Origin of the sequence: Mammaliicoccus sp. N-M50 (genome assembly GCF_022386995.1) — a bacterium.
GTDB lineage: Bacteria > Bacillota > Bacilli > Staphylococcales > Staphylococcaceae > Mammaliicoccus > Mammaliicoccus sciuri_A.
Map to the genome: position 1 here is coordinate 1 of NZ_JAJNJA010000012.1, position 23,601 is coordinate 23,601.

General features: G+C 34.6%; 22 protein-coding genes, 8 tRNA genes and 1 rRNA gene. All 31 read right to left on the bottom strand.

Features of this window, described 5'->3' with window-relative positions; translation table 11 throughout:
- Positions 1-118: 118 nt before the first annotated feature.
- A tRNA-Ala gene (locus tag LQ622_RS14050) sits at positions 119-194 on the bottom strand.
- A gap of 17 nt (positions 195-211) precedes the next feature.
- Positions 212-285, bottom strand: a tRNA-Pro gene (locus tag LQ622_RS14055).
- A 10-nt stretch (positions 286-295) separates the two neighbouring features.
- Positions 296-372: transfer RNA gene (locus LQ622_RS14060), tRNA-Arg, on the bottom strand.
- 11 nt (positions 373-383) lie between these two features.
- A tRNA-Leu gene (locus LQ622_RS14065) sits at positions 384-472 on the bottom strand.
- 15 nt (positions 473-487) lie between these two features.
- Positions 488-562 (bottom strand) — tRNA-Gly (locus LQ622_RS14070).
- 34 nt (positions 563-596) lie between these two features.
- Positions 597-672 (bottom strand) — tRNA-Lys (locus tag LQ622_RS14075).
- A gap of 7 nt (positions 673-679) precedes the next feature.
- Positions 680-755 (bottom strand) — tRNA-Thr (locus tag LQ622_RS14080).
- Between the two features lie 5 nt (positions 756-760).
- Positions 761-836, bottom strand: a tRNA-Val gene (locus LQ622_RS14085).
- A gap of 13 nt (positions 837-849) precedes the next feature.
- Positions 850-964, bottom strand: a 5S ribosomal RNA gene (rrf, locus tag LQ622_RS14090).
- A gap of 283 nt (positions 965-1,247) precedes the next feature.
- Positions 1,248-2,735, bottom strand: coding sequence for a lysine--tRNA ligase (lysS, locus tag LQ622_RS14095; RefSeq protein WP_025905552.1), 1,488 nt, complete (start codon positions 2,733-2,735; stop codon positions 1,248-1,250).
- Positions 2,736-2,791: 56 nt separating this feature from the next.
- Complete coding sequence (folK, locus tag LQ622_RS14100; RefSeq protein WP_037590343.1) at positions 2,792-3,280, bottom strand: 2-amino-4-hydroxy-6-hydroxymethyldihydropteridine diphosphokinase; 489 nt, start codon at positions 3,278-3,280, stop codon at positions 2,792-2,794.
- Positions 3,281-3,640: a dihydroneopterin aldolase gene (gene folB, locus LQ622_RS14105; RefSeq protein ID WP_025905554.1), complete on the bottom strand. Its 360-nt coding sequence runs from the start codon at positions 3,638-3,640 to the stop codon at positions 3,281-3,283.
- Positions 3,633-4,424 carry a dihydropteroate synthase gene (folP, locus tag LQ622_RS14110; protein WP_025905555.1) on the bottom strand — a complete coding sequence of 264 codons (792 nt, stop codon included), beginning with the start codon at positions 4,422-4,424 and terminating at the stop codon, positions 3,633-3,635. The genes folB and folP overlap by 8 nt, the downstream gene beginning before the upstream one ends.
- A gap of 129 nt (positions 4,425-4,553) precedes the next feature.
- Entirely contained in the window at positions 4,554-5,483 is a 930-nt protein-coding gene (gene cysK, locus LQ622_RS14115) for a cysteine synthase A (RefSeq protein ID WP_037590342.1), read from the bottom strand.
- Between the two features lie 96 nt (positions 5,484-5,579).
- A complete protein-coding gene (hslO, locus tag LQ622_RS14120) occupies positions 5,580-6,458 on the bottom strand; it encodes an Hsp33 family molecular chaperone HslO (RefSeq protein WP_025905557.1) in 879 nt (292 codons plus the stop codon).
- A 65-nt stretch (positions 6,459-6,523) separates the two neighbouring features.
- Positions 6,524-8,632, bottom strand: coding sequence for an ATP-dependent zinc metalloprotease FtsH (gene ftsH, locus LQ622_RS14125; protein WP_239775430.1), 2,109 nt, complete (start codon positions 8,630-8,632; stop codon positions 6,524-6,526).
- Between the two features lie 92 nt (positions 8,633-8,724).
- A complete protein-coding gene (gene hpt, locus LQ622_RS14130) occupies positions 8,725-9,261 on the bottom strand; it encodes a hypoxanthine phosphoribosyltransferase (RefSeq protein WP_037590339.1) in 537 nt (178 codons plus the stop codon).
- Positions 9,245-10,525: a tRNA lysidine(34) synthetase TilS gene (gene tilS, locus LQ622_RS14135; protein WP_239749051.1), complete on the bottom strand. Its 1,281-nt coding sequence runs from the start codon at positions 10,523-10,525 to the stop codon at positions 9,245-9,247. The genes hpt and tilS overlap by 17 nt, the downstream gene beginning before the upstream one ends.
- Before the next feature lie 88 nt (positions 10,526-10,613).
- Positions 10,614-10,997, bottom strand: a complete 384-nt coding sequence (locus LQ622_RS14140) for a S1 domain-containing RNA-binding protein (protein ID WP_025905561.1) — start codon at positions 10,995-10,997, stop codon at positions 10,614-10,616.
- 83 nt (positions 10,998-11,080) lie between these two features.
- On the bottom strand, positions 11,081-11,464 hold the full coding sequence (locus LQ622_RS14145) for an FtsB family cell division protein (protein WP_025905562.1): 384 nt from the start codon (positions 11,462-11,464) through the stop codon (positions 11,081-11,083).
- Between the two features lie 16 nt (positions 11,465-11,480).
- Positions 11,481-11,747, bottom strand: coding sequence for an RNA-binding S4 domain-containing protein (locus LQ622_RS14150; protein WP_025905563.1), 267 nt, complete (start codon positions 11,745-11,747; stop codon positions 11,481-11,483).
- On the bottom strand, positions 11,744-12,910 hold the full coding sequence (locus LQ622_RS14155) for a MazG nucleotide pyrophosphohydrolase domain-containing protein (protein ID WP_126476460.1): 1,167 nt from the start codon (positions 12,908-12,910) through the stop codon (positions 11,744-11,746). Before LQ622_RS14155 ends, LQ622_RS14150 begins: the two co-directional genes overlap by 4 nt.
- A 7-nt stretch (positions 12,911-12,917) precedes the next feature.
- Positions 12,918-14,426 carry a polysaccharide biosynthesis protein gene (locus LQ622_RS14160; protein ID WP_126476459.1) on the bottom strand — a complete coding sequence of 503 codons (1,509 nt, stop codon included), beginning with the start codon at positions 14,424-14,426 and terminating at the stop codon, positions 12,918-12,920.
- A complete protein-coding gene (gene mfd, locus LQ622_RS14165) occupies positions 14,413-17,922 on the bottom strand; it encodes a transcription-repair coupling factor (protein ID WP_239705886.1) in 3,510 nt (1,169 codons plus the stop codon). Before mfd ends, LQ622_RS14160 begins: the two co-directional genes overlap by 14 nt.
- Positions 17,919-18,491: an aminoacyl-tRNA hydrolase gene (gene pth, locus LQ622_RS14170; RefSeq protein WP_049320978.1), complete on the bottom strand. Its 573-nt coding sequence runs from the start codon at positions 18,489-18,491 to the stop codon at positions 17,919-17,921. Before pth ends, mfd begins: the two co-directional genes overlap by 4 nt.
- Positions 18,492-18,611: 120 nt before the next feature.
- Complete coding sequence (locus tag LQ622_RS14175; protein ID WP_239763457.1) at positions 18,612-19,259, bottom strand: 50S ribosomal protein L25/general stress protein Ctc; 648 nt, start codon at positions 19,257-19,259, stop codon at positions 18,612-18,614.
- Between the two features lie 130 nt (positions 19,260-19,389).
- Positions 19,390-20,352 carry a ribose-phosphate diphosphokinase gene (locus tag LQ622_RS14180; RefSeq protein WP_025905569.1) on the bottom strand — a complete coding sequence of 321 codons (963 nt, stop codon included), beginning with the start codon at positions 20,350-20,352 and terminating at the stop codon, positions 19,390-19,392.
- Positions 20,353-20,398: 46 nt separating this feature from the next.
- The gene (gene glmU, locus LQ622_RS14185; protein ID WP_239763459.1) at positions 20,399-21,757 is read right to left on the bottom strand and encodes a bifunctional UDP-N-acetylglucosamine diphosphorylase/glucosamine-1-phosphate N-acetyltransferase GlmU; all 1,359 of its coding nucleotides are present in this window, start codon (positions 21,755-21,757) and stop codon (positions 20,399-20,401) included.
- A 192-nt stretch (positions 21,758-21,949) separates the two neighbouring features.
- Positions 21,950-22,282, bottom strand: coding sequence for a septation regulator SpoVG (spoVG, locus tag LQ622_RS14190; RefSeq protein ID WP_037590328.1), 333 nt, complete (start codon positions 22,280-22,282; stop codon positions 21,950-21,952).
- 56 nt (positions 22,283-22,338) lie between these two features.
- Positions 22,339-22,716, bottom strand: coding sequence for a RidA family protein (locus LQ622_RS14195; protein ID WP_049320973.1), 378 nt, complete (start codon positions 22,714-22,716; stop codon positions 22,339-22,341).
- Positions 22,717-22,732: 16 nt separating this feature from the next.
- Complete coding sequence (gene purR, locus LQ622_RS14200; protein ID WP_025905573.1) at positions 22,733-23,557, bottom strand: pur operon repressor; 825 nt, start codon at positions 23,555-23,557, stop codon at positions 22,733-22,735.
- Positions 23,558-23,601: the final 44 nt, after the last annotated feature.

Here is a 23,601-nt window from a genome sequence, read left to right on the forward strand (position 1 = left end):
TAAGCTCATTTTTGATTGGTTAAGCCAATCACTCTGAAGTACTTTCAGTACTCAATTATTGGAATTAACGTTGACATATTGTCATTCAGTTTTCAATGTTCATAATCTATTTTAAAAATGGTGGAGACTAGCGGGATCGAACCGCTGACCTCCTGCGTGCAAAGCAGGCGCTCTCCCATCTGAGCTAAGCCCCCATAAGTATTAATAGAAGTCGGGAAGACAGGATTCGAACCTGCGACCCCTTGGTCCCAAACCAAGTGCTCTACCAAGCTGAGCTACTTCCCGTTATTTAAAATGGCGCGCCCGAGAGGAGTCGAACCCCTAGCCTCTTGATCCGTAGTCAAACGCTCTATCCAATTGAGCTACGGGCGCAAAAACAAAAATGGTGCCGAGGACCGGAATCGAACCGGTACGGTAATCACTTACCGCAGGATTTTAAGTCCTGTGCGTCTGCCAGTTCCGCCACCCCGGCAAGAAAAAATAAAAATGGAGCGGAAGACGGGATTCGAACCCGCGACCCCAACCTTGGCAAGGTTGTATTCTACCGCTGAACTACTTCCGCTAAATAATTATTTTTATATATAGTATATTTAAAATGGTGAGCCATAGAGGATTCGAACCTCTGACCCTCTGATTAAAAGTCAGATGCTCTACCAACTGAGCTAATGGCTCTAAAACATGGTGCCGGCCAGAGGACTTGAACCCCCAACCTACTGATTACAAGTCAGTTGCTCTACCAGTTGAGCTAGGCCGGCAAAAATGGTGGAGAATGACGGGTTCGAACCGCCGACCCTCTGCTTGTAAGGCAGATGCTCTCCCAGCTGAGCTAATTCTCCAATTAACAATATCGCCCGGCAGCGTCCTACTCTCGCGGAACGTAAGCCCAACTACCATCGGCGCTAAAGAGCTTAACTTCTGTGTTCGGCATGGGAACAGGTGTGACCTCTTTGCTATCGCCACCAGACAATGTTGTTTCGTTTTTGTCTTACCTTATATATTATAAAGAACTCATCAAGGCTTTTCAATAGTAAATTTTACACCTTATTAACTTTCTTTACAAACATCTCGAATTGATATGCGCTTGTTTTCAGCGACCTTTATATAATACACAATTTAGAAACACTCGTCAACACTTTACAACAAAAAAGTTTATATTTCTTTAAAAAACTTCTATATTGGCGTTTTAAAGCCTTTCAAAAGTATAAAACCGCACACAATATGGAATTGTGCACGGCTTTTAGTTACATTTATTTTTGTCTCATATACGGGAATAGTAATACATCTCTAATAGATGCAGAGTTTGTTAATAACATAACTAATCTATCAATACCAATACCTAAACCACCTGTTGGAGGCATACCATATTCAAGTGCTTCAATAAAGTCATCATCCATTTCATGTGCTTCATCGTTACCTTGATCTTTTTCTTTCATTTGTGCTTCAAATCTTTCACGTTGATCAATTGGATCATTTAATTCAGTAAATGCATTTGCATGCTCTCTACCAACAATAAATAATTCGAATCTATCAGTAAATCTTGGGTCTTCAGGATTTTTCTTAGCTAATGGTGATATTTCGATTGGGTGTCCATAAATAAATGTAGGTTGAATAAGTTTCTCTTCTACTCTTTGTTCGAAGAATTCATTCAGAATATGACCATATGTCATACGATCTTCTACTTCTATATTATGTTCTTTTGCTAAAGCATGTGCTTCTTCATCAGTTTTAACTTCATAGAAATCTACACCAGTATATTCTTTAACGGCATCAACCATATGCCATCTTCTCCAATTAGGTGCTAAATCTATAGATTCTTCGCCATATTGTACAGTTGTAGAACCTAATACTTTTTCAGCGATTGCTGCTACCATAGATTCAGTTAAATCCATAATGTCGTTGTAATCAGCATATGCTTCATACAATTCAATCATTGTAAATTCAGGGTTATGTCTTGTAGATACACCTTCATTACGGAATACTCTTCCAATTTCATATACTTTCTCTAATCCACCTACGATTAATCGTTTCAAGTGTAATTCAATTGCAATTCTCATGTATAGAGTAGCATCTAACGCATTGTGATGTGTTACGAAAGGACGAGCTGAAGCACCACCAGCGATTTGGTGCATCATTGGTGTTTCTACTTCTAAGAAACCTTTATTATTTAAGTAAGTTCTCATTTCTTGAATAATTTGGCTTCTTGTAATGAATGTTTTAGTTGATTCTTCACTTGTAATTAAATCTAGGTAACGCTGACGGTAACGTTGTTCAATATCTTGTAAACCATGATACTTATCTGGTAATGGACGTAAAGATTTCGTTAAAACAGTAAATTCTTTCGCTTTAACAGATAATTCTCCAGTATTCGTTTTAAACATAACACCTTTTACGCCTACGATATCACCTAAATCTGCATGTTTCCATATTTCAAATTGTTCGTCACCCACTTGGTCTTTACGAACATAGATTTGAATTTGACCAGTAATATCTTTAACATGTGCAAATCCAGCTTTACCTTTACCTCTTTTAGTCATTAAACGACCTGCGATAGCAACAGCTGATTCGTCTTCTTTATCATGTAATTCTTCTTTACTGAATTCGTCCCATTCTTGGTGTAATGATTTAGAGTCTCCACTGCGGACAAATTTCTTACCGAAAGGATCGATACCTAAATCTCTTAATTCTTGTAATTTTTCTCTACGAACCAACATTTGGTCATTCATTTCTTCTGACATGATTTTCCACTCCTTATTTAAATTACACTTGTTATTTTATTTAAACCACACGTAGATTATTTACTTTCACCATTATACTTTACTACATGTTCATCGTTTGGCAATAGCTCCCAAATATATTTCTTCGATATAGGTTCCACAACATTTGAGGCAATATCATTCAAAGGTATCATCACAAATGCTCTTTCAGTCATTCTAGGATGAGGTACTTCTAGTTCTGGTGATTGAATAACGGATTGATCATATAATAAAATATCTATATCAATTGTACGTGGTCCCCATCTTTCAACTCGAACACGATGAAGTTGTTGCTCTATCATCATACAAACTTTTAATAATTCAGATGATTCTAATTCAGTTGAGATTTCAATACACATATTTAAAAAATCAGGTTGGTCTGTGTATCCTACTGGTTTCGTTTCATATATTGGAGATTCTTGAATAACTTGAATACCGTCAATTTCATTCAACAATTTAACAGCTTCTTGCAGTTGATGTTGCCTATCTCCCATATTACTGCCTAAACCTAAATATGCAGTATGCATTTATCTCTTCCTCACTATCTCAATACCCACACCTTTATAATGTCCAGGTATCGGTGGATTATTTTTAGTAATCTTAACTTTGGTTTCCAATACTCGATTATAGTGCGAAAATAGCTCTTTTGCAATACGTTCTGCAAGATGTTCGATTAATTTTACCGGTTTACCTTCCATAATTTCTTTGACCACTTCAAATACTTCACCGTAGTGAACAGTCTTTTCTAAGTCATCTGTTTCGCCCGCTTCAGAAAGATCTAAATATAATTCTAAATCTACTACAAATATTTGTCCTAGTTCATTTTCTGCTTCAATTGCACCATGGTATCCGTAAAAAGACATGCCTTCTAATATTATTCTATCCATTTAATCGAATCTCCTTCAGAGCATCTATCGTCTTAGCTACTCTTTTGTTCATTTGTACATTATGGACTCTCACAGCATGGACACCTTTTTCAATTCCGTAAGCTGTCGTTGCTGCTGTACCTTCATCACGTTCATCAACATTAGTTTCGCCACCTAATAAGTCATTGATCAATCGCTTTCTACTTGTCGCAAGCAACACATTGTATCCTGTAGCGACCAATTCATCTAATCGTGACATGACAATACGTTCTTCTTCTCTAGACTTCGCAAAGCCAATACCAGGATCTAGCCAAATATTTTTTTCAGGTATACCGCAAATTTCTGCTTGGTTTGCTTGTTTTAATAAAGTAAGCAATAATTCTTCCATTACCGGAACATCTCTCTTGCCATCGCCGTTATGCATTAACACAATTTCTGCATTATATTCTGCCACGACTTTCAATATATTCGGATCATACAAACCAGCCCACTGGTCGTTAATCATCGTTACGCCTCTTTTTAAAGATTCTTCAGCAACTTTACTTCTGTATGTATCTACTGAAAGTTGAACATCTAAATCACTGAGCGCTTCAACAACTGGAATAACTCTATCCAATTCCTCTTCTAAACTTACTTCTGTATAACCTGGGCGAGTAGATACTCCACCGATATCAATAATATCCGCACCTTCTGAGATAAGTTTCTCAGCGTGTTGTCTTGCTTTATCTACACTATTATATGAACCACCGTCAGAAAATGAATCTGGCGTAACATTTAATATCCCCATAATTTTCGTATTCACCAAGATAGTCTTCCTTCCTTTTTCATAGATAAATTTATTATAACAAATTTAAAAAATCACGCCTAAATGAAATAACTTCAAAAGTTATTTATTATAGACGTGATACTTAATTTATAATCATTTATTTATCAATTAGTCTTCAAAAGCGTAAAGTGGTGTAGATAGGTAACGTTCACCATTACTTGGAAGAACTGTTACTACAGTTTTGCCTTCACCTAGTTCTTTAGCTTTTTTCAATGCAGCTACAATTGCAGCACCAGATGAAATACCACCAAGGATACCTTCTTCTTTAGCAACTTTTCTAGACATTTCCATTGCTTCTTCATTACCTACTTTAATAACATCGTCATAAACATCTGTGTTTAAAGTATCTGGTACGAAACCTGCACCTAAACCTTGTAATTTATGAGGACCTGGTGAACCACCACTTAAAACAGGAGAAGCTTCTGGTTCAATCGCAACTATTTGAATATTAGGATATTTTTCTTTAAGAACTTTACCTGCTCCAGATAAAGTACCACCAGTACCTACACCAGCTAAGAAAGCGTCAATTTGAACACCCTCAAATTGTTCAACAAGTTCAGGACCAGTTGTTAATTCATGGACTTTAGGGTTCGCTGGGTTTTCGAATTGTTGTGGTTCAAAATAGCCTTTTTCTTCTTTTAATTCTTTAGCTTTTTTGATAGCACCTTTCATGCCTTCTGCACCAGGTGTTAACACTAATTCAGCGCCATAAGCTTTTAATAAAGCACGACGTTCGCTACTCATTGTATCTGGCATTACAAATACAGCTTTATAACCTTTAGCTGCTGCAACCATTGCTAAACCGATACCTGTGTTACCAGATGTTGGTTCAATAATTGTGTCGCCTGGTTTGATTTTGCCTTCTTTTTCAGCAGCTTCAATCATCGCTAAACCAATTCTATCTTTAACTGAGCTACCTGGGTTTTGATATTCTAATTTTACATAAACGTCTGCTGAACCTTCTTCAACTACTTTGTTTAATTTAACTACAGGTGTATCTCCAATTAATTCTACAATATTATTTACTCTCTTAGCCATTTACGCTTCACTCCTAAACAGTTTTTATACCCTAGTTTATTTATCGGATATAATGATTATAACAAAACTTCATATAAAGTGAAAGTATTTACTAAATTAAAGTGCATTCTTAAGTTCGATTAATTCTTCTTCGCTATATTGATACTTTGTTCTACAGAAATGACATTCTGCTTCAGCACCATGATCTTCTTTAATCATTGCATCAATTTCTGCTTCTCCAAGACCTTTAATTGCATTCAGGAATTTTTCTCTAGAACAATTACATTTGAACTCAACATCCATATGGTCAATAATTCTAGTATTTTCTTTACCTAATACTGTTTCAATTATTTCTTCTGGTGATAATCCTCTATCGATCAATTTAGATACAGGTTCCATTTGATTAATTTTTTCTTCAATTGCTGAAATTGTTTTTTCAGATGCACCAGGCATAAGTTGAATGATGAAACCTCCTGCTGCTTTAATTGTATTATCAGGATTTACTAATACACCTAAACCAACAGCTGAAGGTACTTGTTCACTTGTTACAAAATAATAAGTGAAATCTTCGCCAAGTTCTCCTGAAACAATCGGTGTAGAACCTGTGAAGTAATCTTTCAATCCGATATCTTTAACGACACTTAACATACCATCTGTTCCAACAGCACGTCTAACATCTAATTTACCTTGATCGTTTAATGGGAAATGCGTTTGAGGATTTTGTACGTATCCTCTTACTTTACCTTTCGCATTAGCATCGACCATAATTTTACCAATTGGTCCTCCGCCATCAATTGTTACCGTTAATTTTTCTTCATTTTTTAGCATTGATCCCATCATCACACCAGCTGTCATTGATCTACCTAATGCTGCTGATGCAGTTGGCCATGTGTAATGGCGTGTTTGTGCTTCTTGTATTGTATTTGTTGTTTGAACAGCAAAAGCTCTCACTTCATCATTGAAAGCTAATCCTCTTACTAAATAATCTTTTGTCATGTTTTATACTCCTTCTTTAAAAAAAGCCCCTCTCAATCAAATTGTTGAAAGGGACTTTTGTGAAATTATTCTTTACGATCTGTCGGTTTATTGTCACCTAGGTCATCGATATTTGACTCTTGTTCATGAGCTGGTTCGTCTGAATCACTATCTGAATCTGTGTCTTCACGACGTTTTTCATGTGACACTTCTTCTTTTACTTCTTCATATGATTTACCAACTTCATCATCGTCAATATCTAATGTACCTTCTTGTTGCGTTAAGTCACCTTCATATTTATCTTCATCTGAGTCTTCATTTTGGTTAAGATGAGAATCATCATATTTAACTTCTGGTAACTTACCTTCATGGAATAATGATTGAATTTGTTCAGCTACTAATGTTTCTTCTACTAGAAGAGTCTTAGCAATTAATTCTAATTGTGATTTATGTTCAGTTAGAATTTGTTTACAACGTTCGTATTGTTCTTTAATGATACGTTGTACTTCTGAATCAATTTCATAAGCAATTTGGTCTGAATAATTTGGCTCAGATTGCATATCTTTACCTAAAAATACTTGTCCACTATCCGTACTACCGAATTGTAATGGACCTAATTTTTTACTCATACCATATTCAGTAACCATCTTACGCGCAATGTTTGTTGCACGTTGGAAGTCATTATGAGCACCTGTTGATGCTTCTCCAAAGTTTATTTCTTCAGATACACGACCACCAAGTAAACCTACTATCTTATCTAATAATTCTGGTTCAGTCATAAAGTAACGATCTTCTTTAGGAAGCATCATTGCATATCCACCAGCTTGACCACGTGGAACGATTGTAACTTTATGAACCATTTCTGCTTCATCTAATACACAACCGATAATTGTATGACCCGCTTCGTGATAAGCAACAATATTTTTTTCTTTTTCAGAAATCATTCTTGTTTTCTTAGCTGGACCTGCAATAACTCTATCCGTCGCTTCTTCGATATCTCTCATATCAATTTTCGTTTTGTTAGAACGTGCTGCTACTAATGATGCTTCATTTAACAAGTTCTCTAAGTCTGCACCAGAGAAACCAGGCGTTCTTTGAGAAATTGCTTTTAAGTCAACAGTTTCGTCTAACGGTTTATTACGAGCATGTACTTTAAGTACTGCTTCACGTCCTTTTACATCTGGTCGTCCAACTTGGATTTGTCTATCGAAACGTCCAGGACGTAATAATGCAGGGTCTAAAATATCAGGACGGTTAGTTGCAGCTATCATAATGATACCTTCATTTTCACCGAATCCATCCATTTCTACTAATAATTGGTTTAATGTTTGTTCACGTTCATCGTGACCGCCACCAACACCAGCGCCACGTTGACGACCAACAGCATCAATCTCATCTATAAAGATAATACATGGTGCATTTTTCTTAGCGTTCTCGAATAAGTCACGCACACGACTTGCACCGACACCAACGAACATCTCAACGAAGTCTGAACCACTGATTGAGAAGAATGGTGTACCCGCTTCACCTGCTACAGCTCTAGCAAGTAATGTTTTACCTGTACCTGGAGGACCAACTAGTAAGACACCTTTCGGAATACGCGCACCCATTTTCTTGAATTTACGATTATCTTTAAGGAAATCAACTATTTCCACTAACTCTTGTTTCTCTTCATCGGCACCTGCTACATCAGAGAATCTCACACGTTTCTTCTGATTATCATATAGCTTGGCTTTTGACTTACCAAAGTTCATTACTCGGCCGCCGCCACCGCCGCCGCCTTGCATTTGGCTTAAGAAGAAGATGAATAAAAATGCAATAATTAAAACTGGGATAAGCGTTGTTAATACACTAACAAACACACTTTGTTTTTCTTCTTCTTTAACATTAAATTTCAAATCATCTTGTTTCTCAGCAGTTGCTGTTATTTTTTTCAAGTCATCTTGATTATTAAATAAAATAGAAGATGTATATGTTTCATCTTTACCTTTTTTTAATTCACCGCTAACCATATAAACATTCTGTTCTGGTTGAATAGTTAACGTTTTTAAATCGCCTTTTTCTAGCTTCGTCATAAACTCATTATATGTAAGCTGTTTTGGTGATTGTCCATTGCCATTAATGAACTGGAATACACCAAATAGGACGATAGCTAAAAGCGCGATCATTAATATATTACGAAAAGCTTTTTGCATTCAATTTGTCCTCCTACTCAATTAATAAAACTAACAAAAATTTTACCATATTTGTAATTTCATACGCTAGTAATTAAACTTGCTTATACGCATCATTGATATATTTCTGGTTTAAGTGTACCAATGTATGGTAAATTACGATATTTCTCAGCATAATCAAGTCCATATCCTACTACAAATTCATCAGGAATTTTTTCTCCGACATATTTAGCTTCGATATCTACTTTACGTTTCATCGGTTTGTCTAACAATGTTACGATTTCAATAGAATTAACATTTCTGTATTTCAATAAATCAACGATAGAATTTAAAGTTGTACCTGTTTCTAAAATATCTTCAATGATAATGACATCTCTATTTTCAACAGAAGTACTTAAGTCTTTTAAAATTTTAACTTCTCCAGTTGATTCTGTACCACCGTGATAACTAGAAACATCCATGAAGTCTAATTCTACATGTGTATCAATGTATTTAATTAAATCAGCCATAAACATGATTGAACCTTTTAAAATACCTACACAAATAGGTGTCTTCCCATTATAATCCTCTGTGATTTGCTTTCCTAATGTTTTGCATCTTTCTTGAATCTGTTCTTCTGATAATACAACAGACTTAATCGAGTCTTTCATTAAAGTCATCTCCAATATAAGTAATAGTTAGTGCGTTTTTAAAGTTAGAATCTATCCAAAAATCACCAATTGCAATTATGTCATCACCATTTAAAATAATTGGACAATTGTTTCTTTTATGTATGTCAATCTTGTTGTCAATCATGATTCTGTTAACTTTTTTGTGATGTTTATTTCCCCGGTTATAATACTGAACACGATCTCCAGACATTCTCGTTCTTACAAATAAAGGCGATGCTATGTCTTTCGTTTCAATTAACCAATTCCCAAATACATATTGTTCATTACGATTTATAAATTTAGAATTTACATTGAACTCAATATCTTCACATAGTAATAATTTATCATATGCTACTATAAACTGCCAATCATCAGATATAGGAATGACGGATTGTTTTGAAAAATTATTAAATACGTGCATCCATTCTTTATATGACTTCTCACTATATCTTCGTTTAACATATTGAGCCATTAATTGATCTAATACTTGAACCTTAACTAAATCGTTCAGCTGATTAAATGCATCTCGATTAATTTCAACTTGATCAGACTGTTTTATTTCATTAGCAATAAAATCATCTGCTGCAGTTATAATTAATTTTCTTGCATCATTCATCCATTGATTTAAATCCAGTAAATGATCTGTTGAAAATTCTGATCTTTCTTCAATAACAGGCAACAATTGATTTCGTAAATAGTTGCGAGTATATTTACTATCTTTATTTGAATCATCTTCGTAGTACTTAAAATCATTTTCTTGTTGATATTGTTTTATAAATGATTTGGATACATTTAACAATGGTCTACAAATCATATAATCATTTCTTTTTTGAACTTGTTGAATACCTAAAGGTGCACGGCCAATTCTCCCAGTAAATAGTCGATAAGCAATGGTTTCTTTTTGGTCATCCATATGGTGTGCAGTCAACAATACATCGCTACCGGTTTGTTTCATCATTTCATCAAACCATTCATATCTCATTTGTCTAGAGATATCTTGTATGCTCTTATTGTGACTAACTGTTTCGCTCAAATCCAATGTCTTGATATATATTTCAATATGATGTTTTTCGCAAAATCGTTTGATAAATTCCGCTTCTTCTCGCGAGGCTTCTCTTAAACCATGGTTGACATGTAAACAGATTAACTTATGATATGTGTCTTTATAAGTTGTATTTAACATGTGTAAAAGTGACATGCTATCTATCCCTGTCGAAACAGCTAAAGCTAAATCATCCTCTTGTTGCCAAGTTACTTTCAGCATGATTACACACCTCAATTTTCAAAAAGTCATTTGATCTTGTCAAAATAAAAAGAGGCTCAACTAATTAGCCTCTTTTTATTATAATCCATTATCGTCTTGCACCTTTACCGCCACGACGTGATTCAGTTTGTCTCTTAATAGATGTTAACTTATCCTCACTATCTTTTAAAAAGTTTGATAATTTCTTCTCAAAGTCTTCAGGCTTAGCTTCTTTCTTAGGCGCTTGGCGCTTTGGACGTTCTTTAGCTTTTTTAATAGATAAACTAATCTTTCCATCATCAGCTACTGTTAATACTTTAACTTCTACTTCATCGCCTACAGTTAAATGGTCATTCACGTTCTCGACGTAGTTATCAGCAACTTCACTGATATGCACAAGGCCACTTTTCCCTTCAGGTAATTCAACAAATGCACCAAAATTCTTAATACCTGTAACTTTCCCTTTGACTTTATTGCCTACTTCAATTGACATATTATTACTGTATCCTCCTGATATAAATTCACTTTAACTTTATTATATGCTTCTATACAAAATTATACAACGCCATAAACAGATTATTTATCATTTTCCGCGTCTTTTTTGTCTTCTGGTAATTTAAAAATAATTTCACCATCATTGCTTAAAAAGTATTCGCTTCTTGCGAGTTTTTCTATATATTCTTTATCGTTCAGTCGTTTAATTTGTTCTTTAAGTTCTATCTCTTTATCTTGTAACTTTTCATATGTTACAGCTTTTTCTTTACGCTCTTGCACTAATTCATCATTACGATTTTTTTGTAGAAATAGCATGATGATCATAATAACGATTATTAACAATAATACTCCACCAAATAAGGTAAGTCGCTTGCGTATCACTTGGCGCGTTTTATTGACAGTCTTTTTTTGTTTGTTTTGGGACTGTGTATATTCATTATCTAGATTTTTAATTTTTTGCGCCATTGGTGTACCTCCTTATTTATATAGAATCTTGAATTTTTTCTTCTTTGATGACTTCAAACATTGTCTTCGCATTTTCTTTATTAGCATGTTCAGATAATCCTGTCACTTTGACAACAATTATTCTATTACCTAATCTAATTTCTAATTCATCTTCAACACTTACAGCCGTTCCTGCTTTAGCAACTTGACCATTTACTTTAACTCTACCTTGGTCACTCACCTCTTTAGCAAGTGTACGACGTTTAATCAGTCTAGATACTTTTAAATATTTATCTAATCTCAAATTGTTAAATCTCCTTTATTTATAAATTCTTTTAATGATTGTTCACCGTATCCCTCTAATTTGGTTTTATCATACAACTTCAAAAAGTAATCAGCAAATATTTTTTCTAGTTTCTCACGTTTAACTTTGCCTTCTTTTTGTTTTTCATCATTCCAAATTTTCTTAAGGTCTTTAATATCATTCGCTTCTTGGTCACCAAACACATGTGGATGTCTACGTATCATCTTAGAAGTTAATGTTTGTATCACTTCTCTTACATCAAAGTACGCTTCTTTCTTTCCAATCGCAGCATGTAGCATCACTTGTAACAATATGTCTCCAAGTTCTTCTATCATATGTTCAATATCATCTTCATCAATTGCTTCTATTAATTCAAATGCCTCTTCAAGCACATAACGCTTCAATGTTTCATGTGTTTGTACTTTATCCCATGGACAACCTTCTTCGGACACTAAAGTATCGATAGTTTGTTCTAAATATTGAAAATCACCATATAGTTGTTCATCTTCAGTTATTTTCGGTATGAATAAACTTGTTAAATTTGATAGCTCAGCATGATGGTCCATTTCATACAATGGACAAGAAATGACATCAGCTTCACCTAATCTTGCATTAGAAACGAGTTTCACAGGATGATCATCTGGATATCTTTCCATCAATGTAACTTTAATATCTGATGCAACTAATTGATCATACACTTGTGTAATAATCGTATTCGTTCTTATATTTAATGAAGTCTCAGACAAACTCGTTCCGTCTAATAATGTAAATCCGTCATTCGGATCAATATTAACAGCTCTGAACATATCATCTAGAAAGCTTTTTCCACCTAACACGTGAACATCCGGTGCTTTCTCTAATAAAAGCTGCGTCGTTGTTTCAGCTACCATCGGATCACCAGGTACCGCATAAATGATATTTTCATGTTCAGCTTTTTCAATCAATGTATCGACAATTTCAGAATATACATTAAGAAAATCATCGTGCTTTTCATAAATATAATCAAAACCTTGCCAATTTAAGTCTTCTAATTCTTTAACAACCGGATGGTCTAGCGTACGCGCATATATAACATCAGCTGATTGAAGTTTACGGTAAACGCCCATTGGCAATTCTTCTAAACTATAATTACCTAAGCCAACAACTAATATTTGTTGTGCCATATGTTAATTACTCCTTTATTATTTTATCCATTAAAGGTAAATGTTTCCATTCATCTTTTATTAATATTTTCATTTTTATTATACCTATTATGACAACCATTACGCCAACAATACCTGCCAGTAACATAATTAATAGACTGGTCATTCTCGTGTGCGTTGGAATGAGCAATACAACTTGTACAAATATAGACATGATCGCAAGTAAAGTAATCACTTTAATCATAAATAAACCCATACGTTGAAATTGATAGAGTTTCATCACACGTACATGCAAAATCAATGTATAAATAGCAAGCGACAAGACAGTCGACAAACTTGCACCAAATATACCAAACTGCAGTACAAACCAATAATTCCCGATTAGTTTCGTTAACATACCAATCATGAGCGCAATAAATAATATATTTCTGTTTAATTTCACTTGCAATAACGCTGTATACATAATGATAAATGTCACAAATACAACTGCGAGCATAAAGACGCTCAATGTACCGATTAATTCATTCGTCTTAAAGAATACAGTATTTAATAATGGTAGTAAGTTCATTAAGCCAAATGCGGCAGCCATACTAAATAACACTGTTATCTTTAAGGATGTATTAGCATATTCATTCACGAGTTGATGATTTTTCTTTTGCAGTTGTTCTGTTAACAATGGAATAAGCACAAAACTAAATGTCGTTGTGATGATAAGCCCCATCTGAATCAATGAAGCACCTCTATCAAACACACCTTTTACTTTTATACTCTCATGAAAGCTATATCCATTCTCTTGCAACAAATGTATAAGTGTAAATGAATCTACAATTTGCCATAAAATCAATATCAAATAAGAAATGGCATACAAGATTGTCATCGTCACGATATTTTTAGTGTCACTCAACTTTATTTCCCAGGAAAATCTCAGTCTAGGCTTTCTTTTAAACCAGAAGTAAATTGCAATACAACTTAATCCCAATACAGAACCACTGATTGCGATTGTGCCAGCTTGATAAATCGAAATATTCAAGCCAACAAATAGCAAAATCGCAGTTAAAATCACACCGACTCTAACAACTTGATCAATAACCTGTGAAACGGCAATAAAGTTCATCTGATGTTTCATTTGATAATACCCTCGCACCATTGAGATAAATACAAGTGGTATTAGCGCTAAACTCGCCATACGAATCATAGGTGTTAAGTTCGGATCACCCATCAGTCCGCTTATCAATTGTGCACTTAAAAATATAGCAACACTTAGCAATAAACAAGTCATTTGTAAGAACCAGAACATACCTATTATTTCTGATTGTTTACGTTGAATCATCCAGCTACTCATCACACTAGGAAGCGCGTTTAAACTTACAACACTCACAATCGCAACAAGCGGATATACTTGTTGGTATGCATATAATCCTTCATCACCTAAAACATTTTGGTAAGGCACTCTATAAATTGCGCTTAAAATTTTAACAATGACCATCGTGCCTGTTAACAACAATACACTATTAAAAATGGGTTTAGATTGTGTCATCGTCTACCAAACTTTCATTAATCACATTAGTTAAGAATTTCAGATCGTCTAACCATTGTTTTGATTTTTGTAATTTAAACACCATTTGATTGTCTGAAACAGCTATTTTTAATTTTCTACCTAATGGTTCTGTAACTTTAAACAACACATCACCTTTTAAATGATTTGTTGTATATTCTGAAGCTGTCAGTTGTATCACTTTAGCGACTTCTTTAATTTCTGTAATACCGAAATGAATACCATTCAATCTTACTTCAACAACGTCTAATAAACGTTGAACTTCAACAGGATATTCACCAAAACGATCGATTAATTCATCTTGAATATCTTCCAATTGAGATTGCGTCGTAATTGATCTCAATTTTTTGTACATTTCAATTTTGGCTTGTTCATTCTTAATGTATTCAGCAGGTATATAGGCATCTATCTTAATATCTACTTCAAGTTGTGGTACTTCTGATTCTGGTTCAATGCCTCGTTTCACATTAACCGCTTCTTCTAACATTTGAGAATATAAGTCATAACCTACAGAATCTATGAACCCATGCTGCTGACTACCTAATAGATTTCCTGCGCCACGAATATTCAAATCGCGCATGGCAATTTTAAATCCTGAACCTAATTCAGTAAATTCTTTAATAGCTTGCAGTCTTTGCTCAGCAACTTCAGTCAGTACTTTATTTTGTTCATGTAAGAAATATGCATAACCAATTCGACTAGAACGACCCACTCGTCCACGTAACTGATACAATTGACTCAATCCAAATCTATTAGCGTCTTCAATAATCAATGTATTAGCATTTGGAACATCGACACCCGTTTCAATAATCGTTGTTGTAACTAAAATATCGTATTCTCCATCGACAAAATTCAACATCGTTTCTTCTAATTCTCGTTCTGTCATTTGTCCATGAGCAACGCCTATTCTCGCATTAGGCATGAGCATAGACAACTGTTCACTCTTTTGATATATGGACTGCACGCGGTTATATAAATAGAATGCTTGTCCACCACGTGAAAGTTCACGTTCTAGTGCTTCTTTAACAAAACTCATATTCTGTTCTAATACATACGTTTGAACAGGGAATCTATTTTCAGGTGGTGTTTCAATAACAGATAAATCTCTAACACCTAATAAACTCATATGAAGTGTTCTCGGAATTGGTGTCGCAGTTAAAGTAAGAACGTCTACATTAGTCTTTAATGCTTTAATTCTTTCTTTATGTTTCACACCAAATCTTTGTTCTTCATCGACGATTAATAATCCTAAATCTTTATATTCAACATCTTTACTTAGTAATTTATGTGTACCTACAACAATGTCTACAAATCCAGATTTGATACCTGCTTTCGTTTCTTTAACTTGTTTAGGTGTTCTAAATCTACTCATCATTTGAATTTCTACTGGATATTCTTGCATACGTTCTCTGAATGTTTCAAAATGTTGCTGAGCAAGAATCGTTGTTGGTACGAGCACGGCTACTTGCTTACCTTCCAAGACCGCTTTAAATGCAGCTCTTATTGCTACCTCAGTCTTACCATATCCAACATCACCACAAAGCAGTCTATCCATCGGTCTTCTTTTTTCCATATCTGCTTTAATTTCTTCTAAAGAAGTGACTTGGTCAGGCGTAGGCTCATATGGAAAGTCCATTTCAAATGTCATTTGCTCTTCAGTATCCGGACCGTATTGATAACCCTCAACTTGTTCTCTCTCTTGATAAAGTTTCAACAGTTCATCCGCAATGTCTTCCACATTTTTTTGAACTTTAGCTTTTGTCTTTTTCCATTCTGTACCGCCAAGTTTATTCACCTTTGGCTCTTTATCATCTGATCCAACAAACTTTTGTACATCATTCATTTGATCAACAGGTACAAATAATTGATCGGTACCTTTGTATTGAATTTTAATATAATCTTTATGAATGCCAGATACTTCTAATGTTTCAACGCCTAAATATTTACCAACACCATGATGTACGTGTACAACATAATCTCCTACATTCAATTCTTGGTAAGATTTTATTTTTTCAGCATTAGATAACTTTTGTCTTCTTTTAGATTGTTTTCTTTCACGTGCTTTGAAAAGTTCTTTTTCTGTCACGACGACAAGCTTCATATAAGGCAATTCGAACCCTTCAGACAGCGCGCCATCTGTTACGACAGCTTGTCCTCTGTCACCGACTTGTTCTACCCTATCTATAACAGTTGGAATTTTCATGTCGTTTAACATACTTTGAATACGAGACTTTCTCGTTTCAGATTCTGCTAATAATACGACTGTAAATCCTTGTTTCATAAAGCGATCAAACTCTGATTGCATAATGTCATATTGTCCATAGAATCTTTGAACAGGTTTACATGAGAATTTCACCATCTCTTCAATTTCAACTGGCATACTTGCAGTAAATAAAGTGAAATAAGCGATTTTATGTTGATGCAAGAGTTCTGTAAAAGCATGTTCCGAAATAAAACGTTGCCCAATAAATCCTTGTCCTGATTCTATTAGCGATTGCGTAAATTCTTCGATTTCAACGTCTAATGAATGTTCAGTTTCTTTAATTCGATTATATTCGTCTACAACAACAAGTGCATCATCCGCAAAATAATCTGTTAAAGTTGTGACTTCATCATACATAAACGAAATGACACGTCTTAAAATTTGATGATCTTTCAATTCATCACTTTGCATCAATATCGTTTGATACGTATCTTTTAAGTCGGGACGCATTTCTGTAGCTAATTGTTGTCTAGTCTTTTCATATGCTTCTTCCATACGTTCTGGAAGTTGGCTAATTTGTTCACTTGTAAAAATATAATCACTAGCCGTTGTAATTTCAACTTGTTCAACATTACCTAAAGAGCGTTGCGTTTCAACGTCGAACAATCTCATACCGTCTACTTCAGTATCAAACAATTCAATTCGAACAGGATCTCCAGTTACTGGATAGATATCAATCAACCCACCACGAATCGAGAACTCACCAACTGCTGATACTAACGATTGCCTCTTATAACCCATATCAATCAATTGATTAGCCCATACATCTAAGTCAATATCATCACCTATTTGAATCGATTTATAATGTTCATTCCAAATGTGTTTCGGTGTTAATTGTTTTTTCAAGCCATTTATAGGCACGATAAATAAGCCCTTCTTGCCTTGAGCAAGTTGGGTTAGTGTTCTGATACGTTCACTCATTAAATCAGGACTTTGCGTAGAGAACGCCTCAATCATAATATCTTGTACAGGAAACTTAAATACTTCTTCAGGTGGTAATAATTGAAGAATATCCGCTTCTAATTTATCCGCCTGATACAAGTTATTTGTTACGATAACGAGTTGTTTATCATTTTTAAGATATTGTTCTAATATGAGTAGTGCTTTACTCGACTGATTCAGTCCTGTTATGAGTATGTTCTTTTCTCCAAATATTTGCGTTAATTCTTGAAATCGTTCGTCTGCTTGTATGATTTCATGGATAACGTGTTTCATATTACTTCACCATTATACTGGTTCATCACATTCTGAAAAGTTTCGCCTTTAATTATAGCTTCACAAGCATCTGCTGCGCGATCGATTACTTTTTCCATTGTAATCATTTCATCATCAGAGAACTTTTGAAGCACATAACTCGGTACACTCATGCCATTTGTAGGACGATCAATTCCGATTCTAATACGGTTAAAACGGTCTGTCCCTAAATGTTGAATTAAAGACTTCATACCGTTATGACCACCAGCACTTCCTTTCTGACGTAGTCTCAAATGACCTTGAGACTGGTCCATGTCATCATAGAGTACAACTAGATCCTCTATATCTATATTATAATAATCCATTAGTGGTCTTACAGCTTCACCTGATAAATTCATGAAAGTCATAGGCTCAATAAGCATTACTTTCTCTCCATTTATAAGCCCTATTGTATATGCACCTTTAAATTTTTGTTTATCTAAGTCTAATTGGTGACGATCAAGCAATTTATCAACTACTTCAAAGCCAATATTATGACGCGTAAGGTCATATTTCTTTCCGATATTTCCAAGTCCAACAATACATTTCATGTTGTAACCTCCATATTAATACTAAGTATATATTATAGCATTTTTGTGATTTATTTCATCTATCTATACTTAAATAAAAAAACCCAACACAAATGTGTTGGGTTGAAGATTTAAAAAATATTATTTTTCTTCTTCTTCTGCTTCTTCTTTTTCAGCTTCTTCTTCTGCTACTGCATCAGCTTCTTCAGCTGCAGTTTCTTCAGCGTCTTCAGCAGGTTCTTCTGTTGGAGGAACTACTGTTACAACTGCTTCTTCTTTATCGTTTTCGATAGTGTATTTATCAGTTGCATCTAAGTCGCCTACTAAGTAGCTATCACCAATAGCTAATTCTGTAATATCAACTTCGATATTTTCAGGAATTTCATCTGGAGTAGTTGTAACTTGTAAGTCGAATAATGGTTGTTGAACTACGCCACCTTCAGAAGCACCAACTGATTCACCTACTAATACTACAGGTACGTCTACAGTTAATTCTTCTTTCATGTTGATAGCTAAGAAGTCAACGTGAGTGATTTGGTTTTTAAGAGAATCATATTGATAATCTGAAACCATAACTTTGATTGTTTTTGAACCAACACCTAATTCGATAACGCCGTTACGTCCAACTTCACGAATTGTTTTGATGAATTCAACTTCATCAACTTTAACAGATGTATTTTTAGCACCGTAACCGTATACGACTGCTGGAATAACACCTGAAGCTCTTAATTTACGTAAACTAGAACGAGTTTGTTTACCTTGACGGATAACTGACTTTAATGAAGTCATTATCTTTTCCACCTTTCATTTATGCGCGATATGCGCTCCTACACTTACCCATCAACAACAATTGCTGCTTGTAAGTGGTTATTTAGTCCATAAAAATGAACCGTTTGTTATTATACACGAATATTATAAATTAATCAAATAGCACACTAACAGATTCTTGTTCATATACTCTAACAATTGCTTGTGCTAATAATTCTGCTACAGACAATTCTTTAACGTTTGCAGGTTTTCTATCTTCTGGTAATTGAATTGAGTTTGTAACAACTAATTCTTTAATTTGAGAATTTTCGATACGTTCTTTTGCTGGTCCTGATAATACAGGGTGTGTACAACATGCATAAACTTCTTTCGCACCTTTTTTAACAAGTGCATCTGCTGCTAATGTAATTGTTCCAGCTGTATCAATAATATCATCGATAATGATGGCAGTCTTACCATTAATATCTCCAACAATATTCATAACTTCTGCTACGTTTGGTTTCGGACGACGTTTATCAATAATAGCGATAGGTGTTTTTAGACGGTCAGCCATTTTACGTGCTCTTGTTACGCCACCATGGTCAGGCGAAACAACTACTGTTGTTTCAGGATCTAAACCTTTTTCTAAGAAGTAATTTGATAAAATTGGTACGCCCATTAAATGATCAATCGGTATGTCAAAGAACCCTTGAATTTGAGGTGCATGTAAATCAAGTGCTATCATTCTGCTTGCGCCAGCTTTTTCAATAATATTTGCCACAAGTTTAGCAGTGATTGGTTCACGGCTTCTAGCTTTACGGTCTTGTCTTGCATAACCGTAATAAGGCATTACAATATTAATATTTGCTGCTGATGCACGTTTACAAGCATCAATCATAATTAATAATTCCATCAAGTGTTCATTCACTGGGTTTGATGTTGGTTGAATAATAAATACATCACAACCACGGATACTTTCTTCAATATTAATTTGAACTTCACCATCAGCAAATCTCTTAACTGTAGATTTACCTAATGGAATCCCTACTAAATTGGCAACTTCTTGCGCTAATGGTTGGTTACCTTCAAGCGAAAATATTTTTAATGAAGAGTTCTTATATTCAGTGTTCAACATTTCTGTTCCTCCGATATCATTTTGACTCATGTTTTGACGGCTCCTTTTATTTCGTTTTATAATATCCTTCTTTTGTCGTTTGTCTAGCGCGACCTAGCGCCAAGCTTTCATTTGGTACATCATCTGTAATTGTTGACCCTGCTGCTATGAATGATCCATCTCCAATTTCTACTGGTGCAACTAGATTTGAATTACATCCAATAAATGCATCATCTCCTATAACCGTACGGAATTTATTCACGCCATCATAATTTACAGTGATAGAACCACAACCAATATTTGTTCTTGCACCTACTTCTGCATCTCCGATATAACTTAAGTGTGAAACTTTAGCGCCATCTTTTAAGACAGCCTTTTTAGTTTCAACAAAGTTACCAATTTTCGTATCTTTGCCTAGTTCAGAACCTGGTCTTAATTGTGCAAATGGTCCTACTGTAGCGTTTTCGCCTACAACTGAATCTGTAATAACAGATTGTTTAATTGTAGCATCATCTTTAATTGTACTATTTTTGATGTCAGAATTCATTCCTATCGTAACATTTTTTCCTATAATTGTTGTGCCAGAAAGTCTTACACCTGGTTCTACAACTGTATCTTCACCAATTACGACTTGTTTCCCGATATAAGTTGTAGCTGGATCAATAATTGTTACGCCATTTAGCATATGTTGATGATTGATACGTTCTTTCATTTTCTGTTCCGCTTTCGCAAGTTGCACTCTATCATTCACACCCATAATGCCGTCAACATCGTTCGTAATAAAAGCAGAAACTTTTTCATTTTCTTCTTTTAGGATGCGAATCACATCTGGTAAATAATATTCACCTTGTGCATTATCATTGTTTACTTTTTCAAGTGTTTCAAATAACTTTTCATTATCGAAAGCAAATATACCAGAACTGATTTCATTAACTTCAGCTTCAGCAGAAGAAGCGTCTTTTTGTTCGACAATTCCAGAAACCAAACCATTTTCATCGCGAACGATTCTGCCGTAACCAAACGGGTTATCAACTTTTGCAGACAAGACAGTTGCTACTGCACTTTCAGACTCATGAAAATCTAATAAGTTTTTAATCGTTTCATCACTGATTAATGGTGTGTCTCCACATACAACAATTGTTGTGCCTTTTTCAGTACCTAATATATCTTTAGCAGTCTTTACTGCATGTGCTGTTCCTAATTGTTCTTCTTGATGTACAAACTGAGATGCATGACCGATTGTTTCTTTGACTTTTTCAGCACCATGCCCAACAACTGTTACGACTTTATCAACACCTGCATTTTTCACGCTATCTATAACATGTTGAACCATTGCTTCTCCAGCTACTGTATGTAGTACTTTGTAAAGTTTAGATTTCATTCTTGTACCTTTACCAGCAGCTAATACAACTGCATATTTTTGCATTGCAAATACCTCCATTTATACACACTTTAGTCTATTATAATTTAATTGACCGCATAGTATCAAGAAAGAGTTCAAGTAAACGTTTCCTTATCAATACATCCATTATCATGATGCATAAAAAAACAGCAGTTAAAATCATAAGATTTTAACTGCTGTTTATCAATATACGTGAGCTGAGTACTTTAAATATCGTTATTCTTCTTCACTGTCTGATGCTTCATCGCTATCCTCTGAATTTGAGGCTTCTTGAGCTGATTTTGGAATAATGACTTCATCTGTTTCATCATATACTTTCATAACCGCTTCTTGAATCTCCTGTCTCATTTCAGAATTAATGGGATGCGCAATATCTCTAAATTCCCCATCTGGCGTACGCTTACTAGGCATAGCCACAAACAGTCCTGAATTTCCCTCGATTACTCTTAAGTCGTGAATAACAAAAGCGTCATCTAATGTTATAGAAACTAATGCTTTCATTCTTCCATCCGTTTGAATTTTTCTTAATCTCACATCTGTTACCTTCATGATTTGTGTGCCCCCTGTTTTGTCTATTTAAAGTAGCAGCATCATATTAATTGAAGTTAGTTATTTATTTTTGCAATCATTTCGATTTCAACTTTTACATCTTTCGGTAAACGTGCAACTTCCACACAACTTCTAGCAGGCAAATGTTCATTAAAATATTCTCCATATACGGCATTGATGTCTTGGAAATCGTTCATATCTTTTATGAAAATTAAAGATTTAACGACACTATCTAAAGATGCGCCACTTTCTTGAAGTACGACTTTTAAATTTTCTAGTACTTGCTTAGTTTGTTCTTTGACATCTTCAGAAACGACTTCACCTTGTTGATTTAATGGTATTTGACCAGAAGTAAATACTAAATTATCTACTACTACTGCATGGCAATATGGTCCTAAAGCTTCTGGAGCGTTTGTTGCGTTAATACTTTTCATGTTGATTACTCTCCTTTTAATTAAATCTTTTTAAACAGTTGCCTTCCTCTACTGAAAATTGTTGATTGTACTCGTCTACGTCAGATAACCTAACTAAAGATGTATAATCTTCAATCAATCGATGTTTAACTTCTTTTGATTCTACAAGTACTGATACCCCTTTTACTGTAGCTTTAAACTCATTCATCAAATTGATTACACCATTAATAGATCCGCCTGCTCTCATAAAGTCATCAACAATCAATACATTCGAATATTCAGGCAATGTTCTTTTTGATAAAACCATTGTCTCAATCTTTCTAGAAGACCCAGACACATAGTTAATCGATACTGTGGATCCTTCTGTTACTTTATTGTCTTTTCTTATAACCACAACTGGCAAATTAAGCACTTTCGCCACGGCATTTGCTAAAGAAATACCCTTTGTTGCTATTGTAACTACCGCATCAAGTTCTTCATCCATGTACATTGTAGCGATTAATTCCCCTACTTGATTTAATAGTTTAGGATTCCCTACTAAATCTGACATAAATAAATAGCCACCTGGCAACAGTCTTTCTTTTTCTTTTAGTAATTCACACAATTTTTCAATCAATTCACGTGCTTCTTCGACGTACATTTTAGGTCGGTAAGTTACGCCGCCACTTGCACCGGCAGTCGTTTCTATAATACCAAGTCTCTCAGCAGTAAACGTTTCTTTAATAATTTGTATGTCTTCACTAATAGACGACTTCGCCTGACCAAAATGATTCACAAAATAAGTCAACGGCACTAACTCGTTCGGATGTTTCAATAAATATTGTGTCATATAAACGATTCTTTCACTTCGTTTAAACCTCATTTATAAAACTCCAATCTCTATTCCGTATTTTAAGCCTAATTATA

Coding starts and splice junctions, on each gene's coding strand:
- folB (WP_025905554.1), bottom strand. CDS start 3,640: ATGGATAGAATAATATTAGAAGGCATGTCTTTTTACGGATACCATGGT.
- spoVG (WP_037590328.1), bottom strand. CDS start 22,282: ATGAAGGTAACAGATGTGAGATTAAGAAAAATTCAAACGGATGGAAGA.
- cysK (WP_037590342.1), bottom strand. CDS start 5,483: ATGGCTAAGAGAGTAAATAATATTGTAGAATTAATTGGAGATACACCT.
- LQ622_RS14175 (WP_239763457.1), bottom strand. CDS start 19,259: ATGACTTCATTAAAGTCAGTTATCCGTCAAGGTAAACAAACTCGTTCT.
- ftsH (WP_239775430.1), bottom strand. CDS start 8,632: ATGCAAAAAGCTTTTCGTAATATATTAATGATCGCGCTTTTAGCTATC.
- LQ622_RS14140 (WP_025905561.1), bottom strand. CDS start 10,997: ATGTCAATTGAAGTAGGCAATAAAGTCAAAGGGAAAGTTACAGGTATT.
- LQ622_RS14155 (WP_126476460.1), bottom strand. CDS start 12,910: ATGGCACAACAAATATTAGTTGTTGGCTTAGGTAATTATAGTTTAGAA.
- lysS (WP_025905552.1), bottom strand. CDS start 2,735: ATGTCAGAAGAAATGAATGACCAAATGTTGGTTCGTAGAGAAAAATTA.
- hpt (WP_037590339.1), bottom strand. CDS start 9,261: ATGAAAGACTCGATTAAGTCTGTTGTATTATCAGAAGAACAGATTCAA.
- LQ622_RS14180 (WP_025905569.1), bottom strand. CDS start 20,352: ATGTTGAACACTGAATATAAGAACTCTTCATTAAAAATATTTTCGCTT.
- mfd (WP_239705886.1), bottom strand. CDS start 17,922: ATGAAACACGTTATCCATGAAATCATACAAGCAGACGAACGATTTCAA.
- LQ622_RS14145 (WP_025905562.1), bottom strand. CDS start 11,464: ATGGCGCAAAAAATTAAAAATCTAGATAATGAATATACACAGTCCCAA.
- purR (WP_025905573.1), bottom strand. CDS start 23,557: ATGAGGTTTAAACGAAGTGAAAGAATCGTTTATATGACACAATATTTA.
- folK (WP_037590343.1), bottom strand. CDS start 3,280: ATGCATACTGCATATTTAGGTTTAGGCAGTAATATGGGAGATAGGCAA.
- LQ622_RS14195 (WP_049320973.1), bottom strand. CDS start 22,716: ATGAAAAGTATTAACGCAACAAACGCTCCAGAAGCTTTAGGACCATAT.
- glmU (WP_239763459.1), bottom strand. CDS start 21,757: ATGCAAAAATATGCAGTTGTATTAGCTGCTGGTAAAGGTACAAGAATG.
- pth (WP_049320978.1), bottom strand. CDS start 18,491: ATGAAATGTATTGTTGGACTTGGAAATATCGGAAAGAAATATGACCTT.
- LQ622_RS14160 (WP_126476459.1), bottom strand. CDS start 14,426: ATGACACAATCTAAACCCATTTTTAATAGTGTATTGTTGTTAACAGGC.
- hslO (WP_025905557.1), bottom strand. CDS start 6,458: ATGACAAAAGATTATTTAGTAAGAGGATTAGCTTTCAATGATGAAGTG.
- tilS (WP_239749051.1), bottom strand. CDS start 10,525: ATGCTGAAAGTAACTTGGCAACAAGAGGATGATTTAGCTTTAGCTGTT.